Below are 24,139 nucleotides of genomic sequence, written 5' to 3' on the forward strand. Positions count from 1 at the left end.
GAATATAAAATGAAGTTGTTGGAAATGCGATAATAACTAGGGGGGAGAATTATGATTAGAGATTATCGGAAAATTAATTTGTGGAAAGGCGTAACTCCACAGCAATGGCAAGATTGGAAGTGGCAACTGCGAAATCGCATTACAAGCATAGAGCAGTTAGAACAGATAATATATATAAAACCACATGAACGCGAAGGTATACAGAATTGTTTGAAAAAATTAAGAATGGCTATTACTCCTTATTATGCGATGCTAATGAATAAAGAAGATCAAGAATGTCCAATCAGGATGCAAGCAGTACCGACGATAAAAGAAATGATAAATGACGTGGCTGATATTTTTGATCCGTTACATGAACACGAAGATTCACCAGTTCCTGGGTTAACACATCGATATCCAGATAGAGTATTACTATTAGTTACAGATCAATGTTCCATGTATTGTCGTCATTGCACAAGGAGACGTTTTGCAGGAAAGCAAGATAAAGCTTTGGCAATCGAGAATATAGATAAAGCAATAGTTTATATAGAAAAACATTCAGAAGTTAGAGATGTATTGTTATCTGGCGGAGATGCTTTATGTATTTCCGACGAAAAACTTGAATATATTTTAAAAAAAATACGCCAGATAAGGCATGTTGAAATTATTAGAATTGGGACAAGGACACCAGTAGTTATGCCTCAAAGAATAACAACAGAATTATGTTCAATATTAAAAAAATATCAACCAATTTGGCTAAATACGCATTTTAATCATCCAAAAGAATTGACAGTGGAAGCTAAATGCGCATTGAATATGTTAGCTGATGCAGGTGTTCCTTTAGGTAACCAATCAGTGTTACTGAAAAATCTTAATGATTGTGCATACGTAATGAAATCATTAGTGCAAGAATTGGTTAGAGCTAGAGTTAGACCTTACTATTTATATCAATGTGATTTGTCAGAAGGTATTGGGCATTTTAGAACGCCGGTATCTAGGGGTATAGAAATTATAGAAATGCTTAGAGGACATACTTCTGGCTATGCTGTACCAACATTTGTAGTAGACGCACCTGGGGGTGGTGGAAAAATTCCCGTTGCTCCGCAATATTTAATTAGTCAATCACCAGAAAAAGTGATCTTAAGAAATTTCGAAGGCGTAATTTGCACATATGAAGAAACAAAAGATAGTAAGAAATATTGTAAGCAATGTGGACTATGTGGTAAATATAAAAGACAAGATTATCGCGGTATAGAAAAATTATATAGAGGAGAGCGGTTGTGTTTAGTTCCTAGAAGTAATATTAGAGTAAATAAACGCAAAGATAGAGGGGGCTTTAAATTTGCCGAATATGATACAGCAAAGTAACAAAAAAATAGAATTTTTAGGTGTAGGCTTATATTTAGATTATACTAATTCTAGGCTTAAGGTAGTTGACTATAAGCAAATATCAAGAAACATAATTGATAAAATATGTTTTTTGGCAAAAAGCGAGGGTTTAGAAAAAATTATAGTTGTTTGTAGAAAAAAAGCTGTAAAAATTTTTCAAGAAAGCAAATTTGAAGTTGAGAGTACTATTGCAGGTTTTTTTGCAGGTCAAGATGGATATTTTTTAACATATTATGCTGAGCCAAAAAGAAAGCAAAGAAAAAATGCAGTCATGTGTGAAAAAGTTTTGGGCATAGTTAAAACTGCAAATAGCATAAGTAAAAATATAAAAAAAGCCAGCTTTAACTATAGCATTAGGGATGCTGAACTTGGAGATATTCCACAATTACAGGAATTATATAGTAGTATTTTCAAGAGTTATCCAACAGCGATTTTTAAAAGAGAATATTTAGAAATGCTAATAAATGGTAACGATATCGTTAAAGTTGCAATTGTTGAAAATAAAATTGTTAGTGTAGCATCGGCGGAAATTAATGAGAGATATTTGAACGCAGAGGTGACAGATTGTGCAACTAAACCGAATTATTCTGGGAATGGGTTGTTGTCGGAAATAATAAAAGAATTAGAGAAAGAGTTAATACAGAGAAATATAAAGACTGTATATAGCCTTTGTAGAGCTACAGAGGTAGGAATAAATAAATCTTTGAGAAACTTAAATTACACATATCAAGGGTGTTTGATAAATAATTGTGATATTGCAGGTGATTTAGAAGATATGAATGTATGGACTAAACAGAAGATAAATATTCATACTTAAGAAGTTAAATAAAATATACCGAAAATTTAATTAAAAATAATTTTGCTTTAAAAATAAAAGAAGCTAATAAATTCCGTGATTAAAAAATAATGTATACAAAAAGCACAAGTGTGTAAAATCGAATCGGAGACAAAGAATTATATGGTGGAAAAGCGGCTGTTGAAATAGATAAGTGTAACATTTTAACTATTTTCAGTAGACAAAAAAACAATCATGTGCTATAATATTAAATGTGGCAAAGGCGCCTTCTGAAAAAAGAAAGCGACCTTTGTTTTTTTGTATGAATATATATACTTTGATAAGGCGGTTATTATTTATGACTGTTATTTATATTCAACAAAATACAAATAATTAAAAGAGGAGATGTTGGCTGATGATGATTTATTTGGGTATTGTATTAGTTATAGCGACAATTTATTTTTTAGTAAAACGCTATGATGCGCGGTTAGTTTTATTAGCTTCTGGTATTATTATGGCATGTGTAGCTGGGACGCCAATGGCTTCTCTGAGTGCTTTTGCCAAAAACATGACTAACGGTGGATTGATTCAAGCTGTTTGTTCAGTTATGGGTTTTGCCATGGTTATGAAGTATACGGAATGTGACAAACATTTGATTAATTTTATGGCTTCCGGTTTGTCAAAGTTTAGATTATTTTTAATTCCGGGAGTTGTTTTTGCTACTTACGCTGTTAATATCGCTTTGCCTAGTGCAGCAGGCACAGCCGCAGCAGCAGGAGCTATTTTTGTGCCACTAATGATGTCGGCAGGAGTACACCCAGCAATGGCAGGTGCAGCTGTGAAGTGTGGTACTTACGGCAGTATGCTTAATCCAGGGTTAGCACACAATCCTTTTGTTGCAAAGATTGCAGGGATTAGCGTAATGGAAGTTATAGGCTTTCATTATAAAGCGAATATTGCTTCATTGGTTATGGCAGCAATTTTAATTACAGTTATTGCTTATTATAAAAAAGAGCACCAAGGTTATAAGGCTACTGATTATGAGACTGATGAATCCTTTAAGGTTAATTTTCTTTATGCATTAATGCCAATTCTACCAATTATTGTTTTAATTCTTGGTTCAACTAAAGTAGTGCCAGCTTTGAAAATGGGTGTGCCAGAGGCAATGATTTTAGGTTCTATTGCAGCACTAGCAGCTACGAGGAAAAATCCAGTTAAACTTACAAATGCATTTTTTGATGGCATGGGCAAAGCATATACGGATATTTTAGGTATAATTATTGCAGCAGGAGTATTTGTTTCAGGAATGACAGCTATGGGTCTAGTTAAAGCTTTTACTACAGCCATGTTAAACAATCCTGCAATAGTAAAAGTTTGTGCTGCTATTGGTCCATTTATTTTAGGGGTAGTTACTGGCTCGGGAGACGCAGCAACCTTTGCTTTTAATGAAGCAGTTACACCTCATGCTAAAGATTTTGGAATGTCAGCGGTGCAAATGGGAAGCATGGCAACTTTAGGGGGAACTTTAGGCAGAACAATGTCCCCAATTGCTGGTGCAACTATCATAATTGCTGGTATTGCGGGAGTAAATCCAATGGAAATTGCTAAACGTAATTATTTGCCAATGATTGGGGCTATGATTGCAGGAATGATTTTCTTATTGATGTAAATATGAATAACCTAGATTAGAAAAAAACTACAGCAGTAAGTTACCAAACTTAGTTTGATAACTTACTGCTGTTTATTTTAGAGAATATAAAAAATAAATTTAAACTTTAAATTTGCCGATTGCTACTTGTAAGTCTTCGGCCATTTTTGCTAAATGTTGACTGGCCGAGGCTATTTCTTCAACTGAGGCGGATTGTTCTTCGGTAGCCGCTGAAATAGTCTGGGTTTGTTCAGAAGCTTTTTGACTTTCGGCGTCAATATTAAGCTATACTGAAGCGGGATATCGTCAACCCACTTTTGACGTTTTAGAGCGGATTATAATAGCATTAGGTTTTTCCCTGTCAGACTTTTTTGCTTGTGAACAGAATGTTATTGATCCAGAACTTACTAAACTTTTGCAAGCAACAAAAAAATTGAATTCAGAGCAACGTAGATTACTGCGTAAATTTGTAAATAGTTTGTAATGTATACTTCATAATAATAAATTGTTTGTTATTTTAATAGTATTTAGATTTTGAGAACAGACTGGCAAATGTTAGTCTGTTCTTTTGATTTGGGAAAATATGATTAACTCAAAATACATATTGACAAACTTAAATATGTATTTTAGAATAACACATAGATAATCATCAATATGAGGTGTGTATGGAAAATAATTATCAAGAACAAGAACTATTATTTAAAGCATTTTGCGATATTAATCGCCTAAAAATAATAAGTTATTTACAAACAGGCGAAAAATGTGCTTGTGTATTATTAGCTAAATTACAGGTTACTCAACCTACTTTGTCGCATCATATGAAAATTTTAGAAAAAAGCGGAGTTATTAAGGTGCGTAAAGAAGGAAAGTGGCGGTACTATTCTTTAGAAATACAACAAATAGTAAAAGCTCAAAAATATTTGCAAAAATTGCAGACAGTTGAAGAAATTGAAATAAATGTCAACAATAGCTGTTTGGCAAAAAAAATAGGCGGTGAAAAAGTTGGCAAATGATAACTTAAGGAGAATTGGATTTTTTGAGAAATATTTAAGTATATGGGTAGTGGGTTGTATGATTGCTGGAATTGTAATTGGGGAATTTTTTCCCGCATTTCCTAAATTTTTAGCAAAATTTGAATATGCTCAAGTTTCTATCCCTATTGCAATTTTGATTTGGTTAATGATTTATCCGATGATGTTAAAAGTAGATTTTCAAAGCATTCGTGATGTCGGTAAAAATCCTAAAGGCTTGTTTATAACTTGGGTTATTAATTGGTTAGTAAAACCTTTTACTATGTTTGCGATTGCTTATTTGTTTTTCTACGGCGTTTTTGAGTCACAGATATCAACTGATTTGGCTAAAGATTATTTAGCGGGGGCAGTTTTGCTAGGGGCCGCTCCTTGTACAGCAATGGTATTTGTCTGGTCACATTTAACAAAAGGCAATCCGGCCTATACAGTAGTTCAAGTAGCCACAAATGATTTATTAATATTAGTAGCCTTTACACCAATAGTAGCTTTTTTATTAGGACTAGGAGGAGTTACTATTCCTTGGGATACATTGTTGTTATCAGTAATATTATTTGTAGTAATACCTTTGCTGTTGGGTATTATCACTAGGCAATATGTTGTTAAGCATAAAGGTTTGCAGTATTTTGAAGAACAATTTTTAGGTAAATTTTCTAATGTAACGATTGTAGGTCTATTATTAACTTTGATAATAATTTTTTCTTTTCAAGGTAATGTAATTTTAAAAAATCCCTGGCATATTCTATATATTGCAATTCCTTTAACAATTCAAACTGTGGTTATTTTTTTCTTAGCTTATATATTAAGTTTAGCTTGGAAGCTACCACATGATATAGCAGCTCCCGCAGGAATGATTGGGGCTTCGAATTTTTTTGAATTGGCAGTAGCTGTAGCGATTTCTTTGTTTGGTGCAACTAGTCCTGTTGCTTTAGCTACAATAGTAGGTGTTTTGGTAGAAGTGCCGATAATGCTCGTATTAGTTTTCATAGCAAATAATACAAAAGGATGGTTTAAAAATAATGGAAAAAATTAAAATTGCTTTTATTTGTGTTCATAACTCCTGTAGAAGTCAAATTGCCGAAGCTTTAGCTAAAGAGTTTGCGGCAGACATTTTTGAGAGTTATTCAGCTGGAACAGAACTAGTTGCACAATTAAATCAAGATGCAGTGCGACTAGTAAAACAGCTTTATGGAGTAGATATGGAAAAAACACAAAAATCCAAGTTGCTTCAAGATATCCCCTACAAAGTAGATATTCTTGTAACTATGGGTTGTAATGTTGCTTGTCCGGTAGTATTTGCTAAAGAAAAATATGATTGGGGTTTAGAAGATCCAACAGGCAAAACAGATGAAGAATTTCTTAAAGTGATAAACACCATTGAGGCTAATATTAAAAAATTAGCCAAGGAATGTCGGCAACGTAATAAGTAAATTGACTTAAAAACACAACAATTAAAGATAAATTAAGGGTAATTTTAGTAAGAAAATTAGCTCGCAGAACAATAAATTCAACGAACTAATGATAAAAAACATGATATAATCAAAGAAAAACATTGTTAAAGTCTAACAATGTTTTTCTTAATAATAGGGAAAATATAGGTGGTTAAATGTTAGAACGAGAGCTAGCTAAAATAATAATGGCAGAAAAGGGGAAGTTATATCGAGTTGGTGGTTGTGTTCGAGATGAACTTATGGGCAATGAACCACAAGACATTGACTATTGTATTGTCGGGATGGTAAAGAAAAATTTTAAAACCTTGTTTCCCGCAGCAATCGAGGTAGGCAAAAGTTTTCCGGTATTTAGAATTAACATAGACGGTAAGAGCTGTGAAATTGCTTTTGCGCGCACAGAAAGAAAAGTAGGTAGTGGTTATCGGGGCTTTAAGGTAGCTTCAAATCCTAAAATTACGATCGAAGAAGATTTAAAACGGCGGGATACAACCATTAACTCCATGGCGAAGGATTGCCTAACAGGTGAAATATTAGATCCCTATCAAGGGCAAGCGGATTTGGCTAAAAAAGTTTTGCGGGCGACCAGTACACATTTTGTCGAAGATCCAGTGCGAGCTTTACGGTTGGCTAGTCAAGCCGCAAGATTTGGTTTTAGCATCGACCCAGATACTTTTGCTTTAGCTAAAACGATGGGCGTAGAATTAGCCTTAGAACCAGTGGAAAGATTTTTGACAGAATTAACTAAAGTACTGACACAAGCAGCCCAACCAGCAGAGTTTTTACGTGTTTTAGCTGATTTAGAGTTGTTAGCAATAACTTTTCCAGTTTTAGCTAGTTTAGATAAAGTTGGATTTACTAAATTACTTGGGCAGTTAGATAAAGTAGCAATGATAGCTGGACAAGCCAAAATTCGTTTTGCGACTTTAGGGCTGAGTTTGTCGAAAGAACAATTGGCAAGTTGGAATCAGCAAATGACTTTACCGAGTGACTGGCTAAATGCGGCGAATAGTGTAAGGCAAGTAGCCTTACTATTACAACAAACAAGTGCTGAAAATTATTGGCAAGTACTAAATTCTCTAAGACGGGGGAGTTTAAATATAGCGGAATTTATGTTAATAAACCAGGGTTTGGGCTTAAGTAAGCTAGATTTTGGGTTGTTTCAAGCAACTTTAATGAATACAACAGTTCCTATTCCGCAAGAATTAGTTGGCAAAGAAATTCAAGCATATATAAAAAAAATTCAGATACAAACACTCGAAACATTAATTAAAAAAACATAGCTCAAAGGGGAATGGTATATGCAATTGTTATTTAAAATAACCGCAGCTAATTTTCAAAATATAGTTCGCTATCCACATATCGAAATTAAAGCAGAAACAATGACTTTTCTGTCGGGGGAAAGTGGAAGTGGTAAGAGTACTTTGCTAAAACTTTTAAATGGGGTATATTCGCTGACACGAGGTAAAATATTTTACAACGGGCTAGAACTAGAAGAATATGAGCCAATAGCCTTGCGACAACAAGTAATGTTGGTAGCTCAAACGGTATACCTGTTCGATACGAGTATATATGAAAATTTTTGTAGCTATTATGAATATCGCCAACTAGCGGTGCCAACGAAAGAAGATATAAAAGATTATTTGCAGTTATGTCAATTAAACTTTCCATTAGAAACTAATTGCCAAACTTTATCTGGTGGCGAGCGACAACGGGTTTATTTAGCGATATTTTTGTCATTTAAACCAGCAGTATTATTGTTAGATGAACCAACTAGTGCGCTAGATGATTTTACTGCGCAAGAATTATTAGGCAATATTAAAAAGTATGCGAAAAATAATAAAATAAATGTAATAGTTATTTCTCATAATAAAAAATTGATAGATTTGTTTGCTGATGATACGATTTATCTAAGTGGAAAGGAAAAACTATGAAAGAAGTAATAGTATTAAATATCGGACAATTTTCTTTGGTATACTTGTTATTACTAGTAGTATTGGCAATTATGAAAAAATGTCGCGTAGCACAGACTAAATTATTGATTGTAGCAAGTTTAAGAATGACTCTACAATTAGTTTTGGCAGGCTATATTTTAACTTATGTTTTTCAAGAACCTAAACCTATTTTTACAATATTATATCTAGTAGCTATGACATGTTTTGCTATATATATGGTTTTAAATAAAAATGCTGACTTAAATAGAAATTTTAAAATAATTGTGGCAACATCTTTGGGAAGCACCGGCTTAATTATTGTAATATTTTTTATAACTGTAATTGTTGGCGTGGATATTTTTAATCCGCAGTACACTATCCCGATAAGTGGGATGATTATGGGTAATGCTTTGACAGGTGTGGCCTTAGGACTTAAAACTTTTCGCGAGAGCCTAAGTGCGCAAAAAAATCGAATTGATACTTTGATTAACTTAGGAGTGCAACCTGAGCGAATTTTACAGCCATTTGCTAATCAAGCGTTTGAAACAGCATTATTGCCAACCTTAAACTCTATGCTAGGGATGGGCATAATTTCTTTGCCAGGGATGATGACTGGGCAAATACTTTCGGGAACATTGCCAAGTACGGCAATTTTATATCAAATAGCAATAATTATTGCTATTTGCACAGTAACTTGCTTAGCCGTATTTTGTTCCTTGTATTTTGGTTATCGCACCTTATATAATGAGCGTAAACAAATGCTTTTTTAAAAAATTAAAAATTACCTACCATTATATATAACTAAATACAGATAAAACGCCACTAAAAATAGCCTGCTAATTAGCAGGCTATTTTTAGTGAGAAAGTATAGGGGTTAGGAATATAGTAAACTATCTAAGATAAGGAGAATGTTATTACCAACTTCAGCATTAAATTGTACTGTGTCTTTATATACACTCCAAGCAACATGATTAAAGCTAGTTTTACCAGCATAAATCTCTAAAAACTTTTGGTACATATCAGCTTTAAAACGAATTTCGAGCATAATATTATAGCGATCAAATTTATCGTCAACTAGGATGTAGTGTGAATTTACAACTTCTAGACAATAGCGTTTTTCAATTAGGCTAATTAGCCCTTGGAGTGGATTTGTTTGCATAATGTGCTCCTTATAAAGTAGAGGGGTGCTTCTTATAGAAGAAAGCAACCCCTCGGGAGTAGTTATTTTTAGAGGGTAAAAGGTGAAGTAGAGGTGGATGCTTTGCTAGCCAAATTTGCTTCAGCAAAGCGATTGATTAATTTTTGGACTGCAATTGTCGCCGAAAGTTGGCCGCTAATTACTTCATTTTCAATATTTTTTTTAATAGCAACTATTTCCGGTGAACGATAAAATAAATTGTGGAGATGCTCTTCGACCATAGTATAAACCCAAGATAGAGTTTGTTGTTTACGTCTTTCAGCAATAACTCCATTTTCACGGCCTTGTTGCATGAACTTGCCAATTACTTCTTGCCAAAGTTCAAAAATTCCCGCGCCAGTATAGGCCGAACAAGTATAAGCTTTAGTAACCCAATTTTCCGTAGCTGGACGAAGAAAATGCAAGATGCGCTCATATTCCGTTCTTGTTACTTGTGCACGTTGCTTATTATCACCATCAGCCTTGTTAACAACAATCGCATCAGCCAATTCCATGACGCCTTTTTTCATGCCTTGGAGTTCATCGCCAGCACCAGTTAAGACAACCAAGAGAAAGAAATCTACCATTGAGCGGACAGTAGTTTCACTTTGACCAACGCCGACTGTTTCTACGAGAATAGTGTCATAACCAGCGGCTTCACATAAAAGCAAAGTTTCTCTGCTTTTACGCGTCAACCCACCTAAAGTACCACCAGAAGGAGAGGGACGAATAAAAGCGTTTTTTTCGCGCGTAAGCTGTTCCATGCGAGTTTTATCCCCGAGAATACTACCCTTGGTGACAGTACTAGAAGGATCGACAGCAAGTACCGCTACCCGATGTCCTTCATTGCAAAGCTTAGTTCCCAGGGCTTCGATAAATGTACTTTTACCAGCGCCAGGAACTCCAGTAATACCAATGCGCGTAGATTTGCCAGTATAAGGCAAAAGTTTTTTTATTACCTGTTGAGCCATTTCAAAATGGGACGCAGCATTGCTTTCCACTAGCGTAATAGCTCGCGATAAAATCATACGATCGCCTTCTAAGACTCCTTCTACATAATCATCAACCTCTAGTTTACGGCGCTTGATAACAGGCGCGGTTTTTCTTAAGGGATCAATATCAATATTAGGCATTCCTTCATGGCCACCTTTGACGCCGTACATTACCCGGCACGCAAATTTGTCGTCGTCCTTCTCAGGTACCCAGTCGGGTTTATAAGTATCTGCCATAGCTAATCAGCCAAACGTTTATTTAATTCATTGAGAACTTTTTTAGCACATACCGGGATGATTGTGCCAGGGCCAAATACGGCGGCAGCGCCATGTTGATAGAGATAATCATAATCTTGAGCAGGAATTACGCCCCCGATTACAACCATAATATCTTCACGACCACGTTTTTTAAGTTCTTCAACTAATTGTGGCATCAAGGTTTTATGACCAGCAGCAAGTGAGCTCATGCCCACGATGTGCACGTCATTATCTACTGCATCTTGAGCAGCTTCGTCTGGAGTTTGGAAAAGTGGACCGATATCAACATCATAGCCCATGTCGGCAAAGGCTGTAGCAATTACTTTAGCGCCGCGGTCATGACCATCTTGTCCCATTTTAGCAATCATAATCCGTGGACGGCGGCCTTCGCGTTTTTCAAAATCATCAGTCATAGCCCGTACTTCTTTGATAACATCTTCATCGGCGAATTCGCTGCTATATACACCAGATATAGAACGAATAATTGCTTTGTGACGACCACAAACTTTTTCGACCGCGTCAGAAATTTCACCTTTAGAGGCCCGAGCTCGAGCAGCTTCTACCGCCAAAGCTAATAAGTTGCCTTCGCCAGTTTCCATAGAATGAGTAATGGCATCTAAGCAATGACGAACTTTATCGTTATCACGATTAGCCCGTAATTTATTTAAACGTTCAATTTGGGCTAAACGTACCGCAGTATTATCAACTTCAAGAATATCTAGAGGATCTTCTTTTTCTAAGCGATAGTCATTTACGCCGACAATTTTCTCGCGTCCCGAATCGATATGTGCTTGACGACGTGCGGCAGCTTCTTCAATCCGCATTTTAGGGAGGCCAGTGTCGATAGCTTTAGACATCCCGCCCAATGCTTCAACCTCTTGAATATGTGACCAAGCTTTGCGAATTAAAGAATTAGTTAGAGCTTCTACATAGTAAGAACCGCCCCAAGGATCGATAACTTTGCAAACTTTAGTCTCATCTTGAATATACAATTGAGTATTACGCGCAATCCGTGCCGAAAAGTCAGTTGGCAAAGCAATTGCTTCATCTAGGGCATTAGTATGTAGAGATTGCGTATGACCTAAAGCTGCAGCCATAGCTTCAATACAAGTACGCGTAATGTTATTAAATGGATCTTGCTCAGTCAAACTCCAACCAGAGGTTTGTGAATGTGTCCGCAAGGCCATAGATTTAGTGTTTTTAGGACCAAACGAGTTAACAATTTTAGCCCAAAGCATCCGTCCAGCTCGCATTTTAGCAATTTCCATAAAGTAGTTTTTACCCATGGCCCAGAAAAATGATAGACGTGGTGCAAATTGGTCAATATTTAAGCCGTGATGAGTACCCGTGCGTAAATATTCTAGACCATCAGCCAAAGTATAACCAAGTTCGATATCCGCAGTAGCTCCAGCTTCTTGCATATGATAGCCTGAGATAGAAATACTGTTGAATTTAGGCATATAATTAGAGGTATAAGAGAAAATATCACCGATAATACGCATGGAAGCAGAAGGTGGATAAATGTACGTATTCCGCACCATAAATTCTTTCAAAATATCATTTTGAATAGTACCAGCCATAACTTTTTTATCAACGCCTTGTTCTTCACCAGCTAAAATATAAAAAGCCATTACCGGTAAAACGGCACCATTCATGGTCATAGATACTGACATTTGATCCAAAGGAATCCCAGAAAAGAGAATTTCCATATCTAAAATGGAGTCAACCGCAACGCCAGCTTTACCAACATCGCCGACTACCCGGGGATGATCAGAGTCATAGCCACGATGTGTAGCTAAGTCAAAGGCAATAGAAAGCCCTTTTTGACCAGCAGCAAGATTACGACGATAGAAAGCATTACTTTCTTCGGCAGTGGAAAACCCTGCGTATTGTCTTACTGTCCAAGGCCGAGTAACATACATAGTTGGGTAAGGGCCACGTAAAAATGGCGGTACCCCAGCCATATACATTAGATGTTTGCAGTCATTGTAGGCACTTTGGTCATAAAGTGGTGCTACGTCGATTTGTTCCATAGTACGATAGAAGTTTTCGTCAAAAGATTTACCAGTTTCAGCTTTTAGTTGTTCCTTCCAAGCTTCTAAGTTCTGAGCAGTGCAGTCAGGCGCTTGTTTAAAGGGAATTTTACTAAAATCAGGAAATTGAGCCATTTAGAACATCCCCCTTTCTTTTTGCATTCTGACTAAGGTTTCATAGCAATTAGATCTAACACTAATATAATCATCCATGCCCGCAGCATCGCACAATTCTTTTAGTTCTTTGCTTGGTGCTCCAGCTAAAAATACTTTGATTTTAGAATTCGCAGCTTTTAATTTGCGAGTAAGTTCAGGTGCTAAATCTGGATAAGTAGCATCAGTAGAACAAATAATTGTGGCATCAGCTTTAGAAGCTAAAACCGCTTGCACAGCTTCATCAACTGTTGGGAAGCCGTCATTGCCAATTACATCAAAAGCGGCAACTTGCATGAAAGAAGTTACAAATTCAGCCCGGGCTTTATGCTGCGGAATTGGACCCATGTTCGATAAGAAAATGGTGTAATTTTCCCCTGTTGTGGCTTTAAAAGTTTCAGTGCGTTTTCGCATTTCTTCGTAATTTTCCGTCCAACGATGTGCGGCAATTGCCTCAACCGTAGGTTGTTTATGATTAGAGCCAGTTAGCGCTTGGTTTAGTTCGCCCGCAGTTGCGCCAACGAGCATGGCTTTAATCGCTAAAGTAACTAAAGTACCTACTTCGCTAGCATCACAATCACTGATTTCTTTTAACAGGGCTTGGGCCATAGCATTATCACGATTTTTAGCATTAACTTCTAGACTAGTAATGCGTTGCGCTTTAAGTTCAGGATAATTAACTGGTTCGACAGTTAAAGGAACTTCGGTCATGTTAGGATACATGTTATTGCCAACCGCACGGTCACTACGCATTGCTAACTTTTTAAATCTATCAGCTAAAATACTAGTTAAATCTGAGTGAATTTTACTAGTTTGTAAAGCTTCTAAAATACCACCTTGAGCTTCCAGTTCTTGGAATTTAGCCCAAGCTTTTTCGGTTAATTGGTTAGTAAGTGGCTCTAAATACCAAGAACCGCCCGCAGGATCAATTGGTTGAATTAAATTGAACTCATGTTGCAACATTATTTGCACATTACGCGCAATACGACGCGAAAACTCATCGCTAGGACGAATTACATGGTCAAAAGGTTTGATAAACATGCCATCTATGCCACCAATAACGGCAGAAAAAGATTGTGTTGCGGCACGTAACACATTTACATAAGGATCATAGGCTGTTTGGCAGAAAGTCGAGGTGCTAACAAATAAGTCGATTTTCTCAGCCGCTTTGCTACCAGCAAAACTTTGTACGATTTGGCTCCAAATCATTTTTACGCTACGCAATTTAGCGATTTCCATAAAAAAGTTAGCGCCAATACTAAAGTGAAAACGTACATGTTTGCAAAATGCTTCAATGCTAATCCCGCGCAGTAGCATGGCTTTAATATAAGTTACCGCAGTGCTCATGGCATAACCAATTTCTTGCACGTCATTGCCACCCGCATTATGATAAACATCTGTATCAATAATTACAGTTTTTAAATTAGGGGCATGTTCTTCAGCCCAAGCAATGCTATGAGCCATTTCGTCATAGTATTCATCTAAAGAGCGCGCCAAAGTACCAGAACTAGCTAGTTCACCGATCGGATCGGCTGCTACAGCTCCAGTTAATTTATGTGTATCAAAACCTTGTTTTTCAGCAAAAGCAGCAATAGCTGCTAGCAAGGCAATATTCGAAGCCCCTGCATAAAGTGCTAAATCTTGTTGAACAAGGTTAATATCTTTTAAGATAACTTCTAAATCAGCTAAAGTAGAAACTGAAACTCCTTTATCGGCAAATTCAACATCTAAAGCCTCAGGAGCATCGATACCTTTGCGGCTAGCAGTATCTAGGACAAAACTAACAGCAGTAGTTCCTTTTAATAGCTCGCGTTTTAAAACAGCGTTTGCTTCTGCTAAACTTTTAGCATCACATTGTTGAGCAATGATCCAAGGTTTGCTAATATAGCCACTGGCATGCGCCCCACGAAGATTGCTAGCTTGTGCTGGATAAGTTTGCGGATGCGTGAGTTTTTCTAAATCTTCTGGGAGGTAAATTGGATTTAAAGTAATTCCCTCGTATGTTTTAGTAAACATACTTTTATCAAAATCAGCACCTTTGAGGGCAATAATTGCTTGCTCTTTCCATTGGTCATAGCAAGTAGCCTCAAATTCGTCAAAGTTGATTTCAGGAATTTCCGTGTTCTCAAGGTCTTTTACTTGTTCCATATACGGTATCCTTCCTTTTAGTTATATATTTGCGGGGGAACGAATACTATTTTCTTGGTTTATTTAGCAGAGTGGTTCGAGTACCTCCTACCTAAACTGCCAATAAACGTCTCAAAGTATTAGACACGTTTTAAACGTGCTGTAATATTGCTTGGCGCACCCTTGCGCCAAATTCAAGGAGAAAGAAAATAATAAAGATGGTGTTAAGGTAAAAGAATGGTGTATGCTGGAGCTAAGTTAAAATACCCTGTGGCCCTAACTTAAAAAACGCAGAAAACCGCCTTTCTTAAAGAAAGACGGTTTAAAATGTCAGTAAAAGATTCGCAATAAATATCCAAGCTGAAAAGAACATTATGGAATAAATTCTCGCGACATCTCCTCCCCGTCTCTCGCAGGTCAAACAGTGATGCTAGATACAGGCAGTTCTTCTGACTTAGATTCATAGCTTGTTTCGCCTTCCCAGTAAAAACCAGTGGCAATGTGAAACGCGCTCCTCATTACAGCGGCGGGACCGTGTTGGAATTACACCAACTTCCCTATTAAGCTCCGTTAGGAGCACCTGTACAACAATATATTAACTTATGGTTCTTAATTCTAAATCTTCTTTTTGTGATTGTCAAGCAGAAAAAACAAAAAATAATAAAAAAAATATTGACTCTACCATAAGTATATCCTTTAAGCTTTAGCAAAGTTAGGAGCTTAGAAATTTGTAATAATAGAAAAAATATGTATAAAATAAACTTAAAAAGAATAAAAAAACAAACGACAAGGAATACAAATACAATATTCAATGATAAAAAACACCTGAAAGGAGGATATTTAATGAAAATAGCCTTGTTACATTTTTCCTTGGTAGCAGGACCATTAGAGAAAAATTTGCAAAAACTGTGTTGGGGGATAGAAACTGCAGCTGAAAATGGCGCTAAATGGATAATAACTCCAGAAATGGCTCTACAAGGATATTATATGAATTGTATCGCGGGCAATTATCAACCAGTAAGCGAAAATTCCTCAGAATTAGAACCGTTAAAGGCGCTGGCCAAAAAATATCAATTGACTATTTTTCTTGGTTGTGCAGAATTAACAGCTAAACAGGCCTATAATGCCTGTTTAGTGATAGATGCTAGCGGAGAAATAGTAGCTCGACATTATAAAATTCGTACTTTAAATTGGATAACTGAAGCCTGGTCGACTCCTGGCGATAGCTTAGAAGTAGTAGAAATAGCGGGAGTTCGTGTAGGCTTATTAGTTTGTGCTGATGCTTGGTTTGCTGAAAATGCAGCGGTATTAACGCAAAAAGCGGCGCAACTGATAGTCGTTGTGGCCGCGTGGCCACCAGGGTGTGGCGGCCCACCAGAGGCAGCTTGGAAAAGATGCTCACAAGCTGCCTCTAATATTCCCGTTATAGTGTGTAATCAAACAGGCAGAACAGAAAAATTAGATTTGACAATTGCACAAAGTGCAGTTGTAGTGGCTGATAAAATTATAACGGCTTATCAAGGTGTAGCAGAAAAAATTTTATACGCGCAGTTACCAGCTGATCTGACTGATCCTAGTAAGTGGCAGACAGTAAATTTTGAATTAGCTCCAGGTAATTGTAACTTGCTTTAAACAGCTTTAGGAGTAGTAAATAGCAAAACTAACTACTTAGGTAAAGGATAATTAAACACTTAGTTTGGTAGTTTAGCTGATAAAGCTAGACAAGGGTTTAGCGTTCTAAGAATTAGTAAATGTTTAAGGAGCATAACATAATGGCAAAAATTATAGTAATAACAAATATGGAAAATCATTTTACAGGCTTACAGCGGGCATCTCAGAGAATTTTAGCAACTGAGCAGTTACTAGATAAAATGGAAATAATTCAAGTTAATGACCAAGAAATCTGGAATAAAAACTGGGAAAATAAAATTAAACAAAGTGCTTTTGTTTTAACGACTTGGATGGGGACGGGTTTATGTTGTGATTTTTTGAAAAAAGCTTCAACTTTTATGCAAAATAATCAAAAAAAGCATTTGTTTGCAATTATTGATCCTGGCGATGATGCTTTAAGTTTTGGCATTACAAGCCAAGAAATTGAACGCATTGGCAAATATTTGTCTTATGGTGGTTTAGACAATTATATTAATTTATGTGCATATTTAATGAATTATTATTTGCCTGAAAAGGTTAGTTATCTGGAACCGCAGCAGTTACCTTGGTGCGGTATATACCATCCTAAATTTTCTGGTCAAGCTTTAACTACAGAGGAATTTTTTGAAAAAATATACCAAAAAGATAAACCTGTTGTCGGGTTAGTGTTTGCGCGAGAAGATTGGCTTTGGGATAATATTGATTATCAAAATAGTATTATTACGGCCTTAGAGCAAGAGGGATGCAATGTTTTAGCGTTGTTTAGTAGTAATTTGGCTAACTCTGAAACTGGAGCTCCGGCCTTAGGGGAAAGTATTCAAAAAATGTTTTATTACCAGGGGCAGGTGGCGATAGATGTTTTAATAAATCCGTTTGTTTTCTCGCTTACTGTCACGGGCTTTGCAAGTCTTAAAAATTTACAAGAGCTAGGTGTGCCAATATTACAAGTGCATAATATGTATATGGATTACAAATGGTGGGAAGCAAGTTATGTCGGTTTAACGGCCAATGAAGTTGCTTATGCGGTAGCAATGCCAGAGTTTGATGGGGTAATCCATGCGGTGCCGACAAGTACCAGAGAACAAGCAGCTGACGGAACGCATTATCGCTATGTTCTGGAAGAGCGAATTAAGATGCTAGCTAGAAAAACTCGTAAATGGGCAATGTTAGCCAAAAAACCTAATTCTGAGAAAAAAGTAGCGATTGTATTTCATAATTATCCACCGACAAATTCTAATATTGGTAGTGCCGCTTGTATCGACTCCATTGAAAGTGTGCGTGTTTTATTAGGAAAATTGGCGGATAAAGGTTATAAAGTCGGCGAGATTCCGGCTTCGAGCCAAGAATTTATTGAAGAAATTACCGCACATGCGACCAATGATCGTAGATTTATTTCCGAAAAACTTTTGGATAATGCCGATGCAACTTTAAGCGCGGCGGAGTATCAAAAATTTTATAACAGCTTACCAGAAAAAGTCCAACAGCAATTACAAAGCGATTGGGGCGATGCGCCTGGGGAAGTGTTTAATCATAAGCAAAAGTTGATAGTGCCTGGAGTTATTAGAGATAATGTTTTTATTACCGTACAACCACCACGGGGTTTTGGGGATGATCCAGGTAAAATATATCATTCGCCAGATTGTGCCCCGACACATCATTATTTAGGCTTTTATTATTGGCTAAGAGATGTTTGGCAAGCTGATGCAATGATTCATGTAGGTACACATGGTAATTTGGAATGGTTACCAGGTAAAGGCAATGCAATGTCCGCGGCCTGCTATTCGGATATAGCTACAGGTGATATGCCCAATATTTATCCCTATTGGATAACTTGTGTAGGCGAAGGTATTCAAGCTAAACGGCGAAGTGCTGCTTGCTTAATAAGTTATTTATCGGCACCGATGAGTACGGCAGGGACCTATGAAGAACTAGCTGAGTTAGAACAATTATTGGAAGAATACTGCCATTTTGCTAATGATGAAAGTGCAGTCGCAGCTCTACCGGCAATAGAAGAGTTAACACATACTAAAGTGCAGGAATGTAACTTACAAGAAGATGTGCCAACTATAGCAGGTGAAACCTTTTTAGCTTATGTAGGTCGGTTGCATGTATATATGACTGATATTAAAAATATGCAAATAAGTACAGGGTTACATATTTTAGGTGAACCGCCAGTTGATCAAGAACTAATTGAATATTTATTAGCTTTAACAAAATTAGAAAATGGGGAAAAACCTTCTCTATTAAAATCGCTAGCACAATTTTATGGATATGAATATTACCAATTGTTAGAAGCTAGTAGCCAAATGTTGCCTAGTGGGAAACAAACTTATGGACAATTTTTAGATGAGCTTCAAGCTAAAGCGCGGGAGCTATTAGTATTTTTACAAATTAATAATTTTGAGCCTGCGGTAGTTGAACAATTGCCAAAGCTTGACTGGATAAAAGCTTTAAGCCGAGAAAATCTAACAATTTTACAAACAATTAGTAGCTATATTTGCACACATATTGCGCCTAGCTTGTTATTGACAACACAAGAGCAAGATAACATTATGGCGGCCTTAAACGGCGAGTATATTGAACCGAGTGCATCGGGAGCACCTACGAGTGGTGGTGCAGATTTATTGCCTACGGGTAGAAATTTTTATAGCATTGATCCGCGAGCCTTACCAACGAAAGTTGCTTGGGAAATTGGCAAGAAAATGGCCGATGATGTTATCGACAGATTTATTCAAGAGGAAGGGCACTATCCAGAAAGTGTGGGCATAATTTTATGGGCGACTAGCAATTTGCGGAATCACGGTCAATGTATTGCTGAATTTTTGTATTTGATGGGCTTAAGACCAGTATGGCAAGCTGGTAGCGGTCGTGTGGTTGGCTTAGAAGTTATGTCCTTAGCTGAATTGCAAAGACCGCGCATTGATGTTACGGGTCGAATTAGTGGTTTGTTCCGCGATAGTTTGCCTGCTTCAGTTACTTGGCTAGATACAGCGGTAGATTTAGTAGCAAAGCTAGAGGAAGATTTAGAATTGAATTTTGTGCGGAAACATGTTTTGCAAGAAAGTGGTGAGTTGATAGAAGCTGGGCTGACTGAAGAAGAGGCTTGGCGTGAAGCCTCATATCGAATTTTTGGTGATCCACCAGGGGCACATGGGGCTGGAATTGGGGCAGTGTTAGAAGCGAAAAATTGGGAAAATGTAGATGATTTGGCGGCGGTTTATACGAGATGGGGCGGACATGTATATGGTAAAGGTGCAGCGGGGGAATATTCGCCAGAACGCTTTAAAAGACGAATGTCACAGCTAGAAATAACTTTACAAAACGTGGATCACCGCGAATCATCAATGTTAAGTGGCGATGATTATAATAATTATCGTGGCGGGATGGTAGCGGCAGTACGTAGCTACCGTGGTGAAATGCCTAAGAATTATGTAAGTGATAGTTCGGATCGTAAACAAATTCAAGTACGAAGTTTAAATGAAGAACTCAAACGTTGGTTTCGTGGTGAAGCAATTAATCCTAAGTATGTTGAAGGTATGAAAAAGCATGGCTATAAAGGTGCAGGTGATTTGGCAACCTATGTAGCTGTAAGTTATCAGTGGGATGCAACTAGTGAAGTTATGGAAGACTGGATGTATGAAAAATATGTAGAAAAATATGCCTTAGACCCTAAAATGCAAGAGTGGATGAAAGAAGTTAATCCTTGGGCCCTGCATCGTATAGCCGAAGTATTGCTAGAAGCGGAACAACGCGGACTGTGGAATGCTAAAGCAGAGAGCAAAGCAGAATTGCAAAAACTATTTTTAAGTTTAGAAGGAGAACTAGAAGAAAAACAAGATAATTAAAAATTAAGGTAAAAAAGGTGCTGTCTTTAAATAGGTTTATGAACCTGTTTTAGGCAGCATCGTTAAATGGCTTTTTAGAAGTAGCAGGTCAGCGAGCAAGTGTAGTAATTGCCAACCCTAATGGAATAAAAATAAATGGCTTTGGCTATATTAATACTAGCCAAGCAACCATTTCTACTGGCTTAATTGACGACTGGCAACAAGGACGAGTAGCGTTTAAACCCCTCGCTCCAGCCAATATCCTAGTGCAAGGTGAAGGACTAAACGCTGAGCAAACGGATAAGTTAGAGCTATTTAGCTTAGAGTTTAACAATTCTGCTTCAGAACTATGGGCTAAGCAGTTAGATATAACGGCCAATACTGAGCTAAATAATACAGGTAAAATAGTTGCGACTGGCAAAACCAAATTACATAGCCAAAACTTTAAAAACACAGAAAATGCCCTGCTAAGTAGTGGTGCTGACTTAGAAATAACAGCAACTGAGCAAGTATTAAATCAAGCAGCGACAATTACCGCTTTAGGTCAAGGTAAAATAGCAGGCAAAAACTTTTTAAACAAAGATAAGGCCCTAGTTAAAACCCAAGATGCTTTGGCAATAACTACCCAAGAAAATATTAAAAATCAAACAGCAAGTATTTTCGCTACAGGAAAACTGGAGCTTACAGGTAACTCCTTAGAAAATACAGGCAATGCCCTGCTGTATACAGGCTCGGAACTCACGGCCGACTTGAAAAATGATTTAAAAAATCAAGAAGCCACAATGCAAGCTACTGCTAAAACAAGTTTAAGTAGTAAAAACTTCTCAAATCGAGATAGTGCACAGCTTGTAAGTGGTGGCGCCTTGACAATAACAGCTAGCGATAGCTTGCTAAATCAAGAGTCAAGCTTAAAAAGTAAAACCAATTTGCAATTACAAACAGGCAAATTACTAAATCGTGCAGGTGGCGTGCTATTAAGTGAACTTGATACGACCCTCCAGACCGATAGCCTAACAAACAATAATTCAGTAATTGCAGTAAATGGCAAAATGCAGATTTTAGCAAACGAAATCAACAATCAAGACAATGCCTTGCTGTACAGTAAAAATGATTTAGAGTTAAAAGCGAAAAATAAAATTTTAAATCAGTCTTCGACCATAGAAAGTCAAGGCAATATTACAATTAATACAGCAGAGCTAAGTAACGAAAAAAGTATTTTTGAAACTGATTGGGCGATAAGTAATCAATATATAGCCTACGGTATTAGTCCCATGTCGGGCTGCTATAGCGCAACACGGAACTTTAACCGCAATATAATGACCGGCAAAATTGATAATGAAACAGCGGCAGGCCAAATTTTGGCAGAAAAAGATATCGCAATTCAAGCTAATGTCAGCAATCATTACAGCAAAATAGTAGCTGGCAATGACTTAAATATTCAAGGCGACCGTGTAGAAAACCTTGGTTATCAAGGCACAATAATAACTACAGATGTCGGCGCAGATAATCATAGCTGGAAATATAAAAAGAAACACAAATTACGCCGCTCAACTTGGGTATATGGTAATACCGCAATTCCCTACTATAAACAAGTAATCGTAGATGATAATATTGCACGTCTAGGGATATTAAGTGGGGTAAATACGGTAACTATTACCGCAGATAACGTTGAAAATAAAACTTTAGATGCAGGCAAAGCTGTTATAGAAAACAAAACCCCGGCTGCCAAACAACCACAAGTACAAAACTTAAAATGGCAAGAAAATAAACTAGATAAAAAAAGCACTTTAGCGAGCTTGGTTCGCAATGAACATCTCTTTAGTGTAAATAGCAATCCAAGTGCTAAATACCTCATAGAGACAAAAGCAGAATTCGCTAATTATAATAATTTTATCTCTAGCGACTATTTACTAGAGCGAGTAAAAACAAGTCCAGAGAAAGTAATAAAGCGTCTAGGTGATGGATATTACGAACAAAAACGAATTAGTGAACAAATAACTGAATTAACCGGAAAAAAATATCTGCATAACTACAGCTCAGAAATAGAACAATATAAAAGCCTTCTAGAAAATGGCGCAACCTATGCCAACCAATATAACCTTAATATCGGTATAGCTTTAACTAAAGAGCAAATGGCAGCGCTAACTAGTGATATAGTTTGGCTAGTAGAAAAAGAAATAGAGGGCGAAAAAGTCTTAGTGCCAGAAATTTACCTAGCAAATCTAAAAGCAGGAGATTTAACAAGTGGCGGCGCGATCATTACTGGAACTGATATCCAATTAATTGCCCAAGAAGACTTAAAAAATATCGGTATGAGATGGTATAGTAAAATTGTAACAGCAACGCTGATATTTATGATAAAATAATTCATAAGAAAGTGAGGCTATTACAATGGCAGGAATAAAAAAAACTTACACACCAGAATTCAAGAAAAAAATGGTGAAATTAGTCCTTGAAGAAGGACGTCAAATGAAAAGTGTAAATCAAGAATACAATCTAGGTGAAGGTAGTTTGCGTAAATGGATTCGTGACTACAGTGAAGAATGCGAAACAAATCCAGAATTAAATAATGAAAAAGACCAAATGGCGGAAATCTTAAAGTTACGTAAGGAATTAGCTGAAGCCAAAAAGGAAAATGACTTCTTAAAAAAAGCCGCCGCATTCTTCGCAAAGGAACTAGATTAGAAAAATACAAATTCATTGATATTTATAATGATAAGTTTGGTGTACGATGGTTATTATCAAAGTTCAAAATAAAACCTAATGCTTATTATAATTATAAAAAGAATAGAAAAGCTGATTATTATGCCAACAAGTCCAGTATTCAATCTACCATAGAAGATATCTATCACGAGTATGCAGGTAGACCTGGTTATCGAATGATGAGGATTTTTCTCAATAGAAAAAATATTAATATTAGTAATCTAACCGTTCATAAATACATGAAGGAACTAAGCCTTCATTCTATTGTTATACGCAAAAAACCAAAATATAAAAAAGGTGATTGTTATAAAAAATTTGACAATCTAGTGAAACAAAATTTTACAGTGGATGTCCCTAATAAAGTGTGGTGTACTGATTTTACCTACATGTGGCTTGAAGATGGAGCAAAACGTTATAATTGTACTATCATTGATTTATTCGATCGTTCTCCTGTTGCTACGCTAAATAGTAATCGTATTAATGCTGAATTGGCAATTGAAACTCTTAAAATAGCATTAAACCATAATAAAATAAAAGACGGATTTATTCTGCATTCAGACCAAGGTACCCAGTTTACTTCTAGAGATTTTACTGAGTTTTGCTCTTTACAAAATATCACACAAAGTATGAGTAAAGCAGGGTGTCCTTATGATAATGCACCAATGGAAAGTTTTTATGGAACGTTCAAAGCAGACTTCATAAATCATCATAGTTTTGAGAGTGATGAGGCTTTAAATGAGGCAACTTACAATTATATTTGGGTGTATTATAATCATGTTAGATCGCATTCATCAAATGGATACTTGACACCGTTTGAAAAAAGATTTAGTTAAAGTTGAAAATATCAGTGTTTGCGTTACAATTTAGCTTGACCATCTCAGTGGGAAATATTAGAGTGAGAAAGTTTAGCAGAGCTACAGTGGAAATGTGAAAAATCCCTAATTTTAAGAATTTTTAAATATGCTAGTTGACAGAAAAACTAATAATTAGTATTATTAGGTAGAAAGTAAATTCGGAAAAT

Annotated in this window: 17 protein-coding genes, 1 pseudogene and 1 riboswitch; of the genes and pseudogenes, 14 read left to right on the forward strand and 4 right to left on the reverse strand. The window is 36.5% G+C overall.

Annotation, left to right across the window (positions count from 1 at the left end):
• The first annotated feature begins 51 nt into the window (after window positions 1–51).
• From kamA to SUCMO_RS0103170, 9 genes are all read left to right on the forward strand, one after another.
• Window positions 52–1,347, forward strand: a complete 1,296-nt coding sequence (kamA, locus tag SUCMO_RS0103130; RefSeq protein ID WP_019879010.1) for a lysine 2,3-aminomutase — start codon at window positions 52–54, stop codon at window positions 1,345–1,347.
• Entirely contained in the window at window positions 1,331–2,185 is an 855-nt protein-coding gene (ablB, locus tag SUCMO_RS0103135) for a putative beta-lysine N-acetyltransferase (RefSeq protein WP_028953845.1), read from the forward strand. Before kamA ends, ablB begins: the two co-directional genes overlap by 17 nt.
• Before the next feature lie 373 nt (window positions 2,186–2,558).
• Complete coding sequence (dcuC, locus tag SUCMO_RS0103140; protein ID WP_019879012.1) at window positions 2,559–3,812, forward strand: C4-dicarboxylate transporter DcuC; 1,254 nt, start codon at window positions 2,559–2,561, stop codon at window positions 3,810–3,812.
• A 644-nt stretch (window positions 3,813–4,456) separates the two neighbouring features.
• A complete protein-coding gene (locus SUCMO_RS0103145) occupies window positions 4,457–4,804 on the forward strand; it encodes an ArsR/SmtB family transcription factor (protein ID WP_019879013.1) in 348 nt (115 codons plus the stop codon).
• Entirely contained in the window at window positions 4,794–5,852 is a 1,059-nt protein-coding gene (gene arsB, locus SUCMO_RS0103150; protein WP_019879014.1) for an ACR3 family arsenite efflux transporter, read from the forward strand. Before SUCMO_RS0103145 ends, arsB begins: the two co-directional genes overlap by 11 nt.
• Entirely contained in the window at window positions 5,839–6,249 is a 411-nt protein-coding gene (locus SUCMO_RS0103155) for an arsenate reductase ArsC (RefSeq protein ID WP_019879015.1), read from the forward strand. Before arsB ends, SUCMO_RS0103155 begins: the two co-directional genes overlap by 14 nt.
• Window positions 6,250–6,425: 176 nt before the next feature.
• The gene (locus SUCMO_RS0103160; protein ID WP_019879016.1) at window positions 6,426–7,550 is read left to right on the forward strand and encodes a CCA tRNA nucleotidyltransferase; all 1,125 of its coding nucleotides are present in this window, start codon (window positions 6,426–6,428) and stop codon (window positions 7,548–7,550) included.
• A gap of 18 nt (window positions 7,551–7,568) precedes the next feature.
• The gene (locus SUCMO_RS0103165) at window positions 7,569–8,201 is read left to right on the forward strand and encodes an ABC transporter ATP-binding protein (protein WP_019879017.1); all 633 of its coding nucleotides are present in this window, start codon (window positions 7,569–7,571) and stop codon (window positions 8,199–8,201) included.
• On the forward strand, window positions 8,198–8,971 hold the full coding sequence (locus SUCMO_RS0103170; protein WP_019879019.1) for an ABC transporter permease: 774 nt from the start codon (window positions 8,198–8,200) through the stop codon (window positions 8,969–8,971). Before SUCMO_RS0103165 ends, SUCMO_RS0103170 begins: the two co-directional genes overlap by 4 nt.
• 104 nt (window positions 8,972–9,075) lie before the next feature.
• Here SUCMO_RS0103170 and SUCMO_RS0103175 read toward each other — a convergent pair whose 3' ends face one another.
• The 4 genes from SUCMO_RS0103175 to SUCMO_RS0103190 form a co-directional block, all read right to left on the reverse strand.
• The gene (locus SUCMO_RS0103175) at window positions 9,076–9,360 is read right to left on the reverse strand and encodes a hypothetical protein (protein WP_019879020.1); all 285 of its coding nucleotides are present in this window, start codon (window positions 9,358–9,360) and stop codon (window positions 9,076–9,078) included.
• A 68-nt stretch (window positions 9,361–9,428) separates the two neighbouring features.
• The gene (gene meaB, locus SUCMO_RS0103180; protein ID WP_028953846.1) at window positions 9,429–10,607 is read right to left on the reverse strand and encodes a methylmalonyl Co-A mutase-associated GTPase MeaB; all 1,179 of its coding nucleotides are present in this window, start codon (window positions 10,605–10,607) and stop codon (window positions 9,429–9,431) included.
• A 2-nt stretch (window positions 10,608–10,609) separates the two neighbouring features.
• On the reverse strand, window positions 10,610–12,796 hold the full coding sequence (scpA, locus tag SUCMO_RS0103185) for a methylmalonyl-CoA mutase (RefSeq protein WP_019879022.1): 2,187 nt from the start codon (window positions 12,794–12,796) through the stop codon (window positions 10,610–10,612).
• Window positions 12,797–14,962, reverse strand: coding sequence for a methylmalonyl-CoA mutase family protein (locus SUCMO_RS0103190; RefSeq protein ID WP_019879024.1), 2,166 nt, complete (start codon window positions 14,960–14,962; stop codon window positions 12,797–12,799).
• A gap of 401 nt (window positions 14,963–15,363) precedes the next feature.
• A riboswitch (cobalamin riboswitch) is annotated at window positions 15,364–15,540 on the reverse strand.
• A gap of 244 nt (window positions 15,541–15,784) precedes the next feature.
• Between SUCMO_RS0103190 and SUCMO_RS0103195 the strand changes: the two genes are divergently transcribed.
• From SUCMO_RS0103195 to SUCMO_RS0103215, 5 genes and pseudogenes are all read left to right on the forward strand, one after another.
• Window positions 15,785–16,573, forward strand: coding sequence for a carbon-nitrogen hydrolase family protein (locus SUCMO_RS0103195; RefSeq protein ID WP_019879025.1), 789 nt, complete (start codon window positions 15,785–15,787; stop codon window positions 16,571–16,573).
• Window positions 16,574–16,713: 140 nt separating this feature from the next.
• Complete coding sequence (gene cobN, locus SUCMO_RS0103200) at window positions 16,714–20,436, forward strand: cobaltochelatase subunit CobN (RefSeq protein ID WP_019879026.1); 3,723 nt, start codon at window positions 16,714–16,716, stop codon at window positions 20,434–20,436.
• Between the two features lie 71 nt (window positions 20,437–20,507).
• Window positions 20,508–21,455: pseudogene (locus SUCMO_RS11685) on the forward strand (two-partner secretion domain-containing protein); the annotation flags it as partial.
• Window positions 21,456–21,464: 9 nt separating this feature from the next.
• Window positions 21,465–22,781 carry an S-layer family protein gene (locus SUCMO_RS11690; RefSeq protein ID WP_342664662.1) on the forward strand — a complete coding sequence of 439 codons (1,317 nt, stop codon included), beginning with the start codon at window positions 21,465–21,467 and terminating at the stop codon, window positions 22,779–22,781.
• Between the two features lie 25 nt (window positions 22,782–22,806).
• A protein-coding gene (locus SUCMO_RS0103215) for an IS3 family transposase (RefSeq protein WP_156819238.1) occupies window positions 22,807–23,951 on the forward strand; the annotation gives its coding sequence in 2 pieces (ribosomal slippage) (window positions 22,807–23,074 and window positions 23,074–23,951; 1,146 coding nt in all).
• The last annotated feature ends 188 nt before the right edge of the window (window positions 23,952–24,139 follow it).

This window comes from Succinispira mobilis DSM 6222, from assembly GCF_000384135.1.
Lineage (GTDB): Bacteria > Bacillota > Negativicutes > Acidaminococcales > Succinispiraceae > Succinispira > Succinispira mobilis.

Excerpts from the sequence above, each read along its gene's own strand:
- kamA (WP_019879010.1), top strand. The coding sequence starts at position 52 with ATGATTAGAGATTATCGGAAAATTAATTTGTGGAAAGGCGTAACTCCA.
- ablB (WP_028953845.1), top strand. The coding sequence starts at position 1,331 with ATGATACAGCAAAGTAACAAAAAAATAGAATTTTTAGGTGTAGGCTTA.
- dcuC (WP_019879012.1), top strand. The coding sequence starts at position 2,559 with ATGATGATTTATTTGGGTATTGTATTAGTTATAGCGACAATTTATTTT.
- SUCMO_RS0103145 (WP_019879013.1), top strand. The coding sequence starts at position 4,457 with ATGGAAAATAATTATCAAGAACAAGAACTATTATTTAAAGCATTTTGC.
- SUCMO_RS0103155 (WP_019879015.1), top strand. The coding sequence starts at position 5,839 with ATGGAAAAAATTAAAATTGCTTTTATTTGTGTTCATAACTCCTGTAGA.
- SUCMO_RS0103160 (WP_019879016.1), top strand. The coding sequence starts at position 6,426 with ATGTTAGAACGAGAGCTAGCTAAAATAATAATGGCAGAAAAGGGGAAG.
- SUCMO_RS0103165 (WP_019879017.1), top strand. The coding sequence starts at position 7,569 with ATGCAATTGTTATTTAAAATAACCGCAGCTAATTTTCAAAATATAGTT.
- SUCMO_RS0103170 (WP_019879019.1), top strand. The coding sequence starts at position 8,198 with ATGAAAGAAGTAATAGTATTAAATATCGGACAATTTTCTTTGGTATAC.
- SUCMO_RS0103175 (WP_019879020.1), bottom strand. The coding sequence starts at position 9,360 with ATGCAAACAAATCCACTCCAAGGGCTAATTAGCCTAATTGAAAAACGC.
- meaB (WP_028953846.1), bottom strand. The coding sequence starts at position 10,607 with ATGGCAGATACTTATAAACCCGACTGGGTACCTGAGAAGGACGACGAC.
- scpA (WP_019879022.1), bottom strand. The coding sequence starts at position 12,796 with ATGGCTCAATTTCCTGATTTTAGTAAAATTCCCTTTAAACAAGCGCCT.
- SUCMO_RS0103190 (WP_019879024.1), bottom strand. The coding sequence starts at position 14,962 with ATGGAACAAGTAAAAGACCTTGAGAACACGGAAATTCCTGAAATCAAC.
- SUCMO_RS0103195 (WP_019879025.1), top strand. The coding sequence starts at position 15,785 with ATGAAAATAGCCTTGTTACATTTTTCCTTGGTAGCAGGACCATTAGAG.
- cobN (WP_019879026.1), top strand. The coding sequence starts at position 16,714 with ATGGCAAAAATTATAGTAATAACAAATATGGAAAATCATTTTACAGGC.
- SUCMO_RS11690 (WP_342664662.1), top strand. The coding sequence starts at position 21,465 with ATGCAGATTTTAGCAAACGAAATCAACAATCAAGACAATGCCTTGCTG.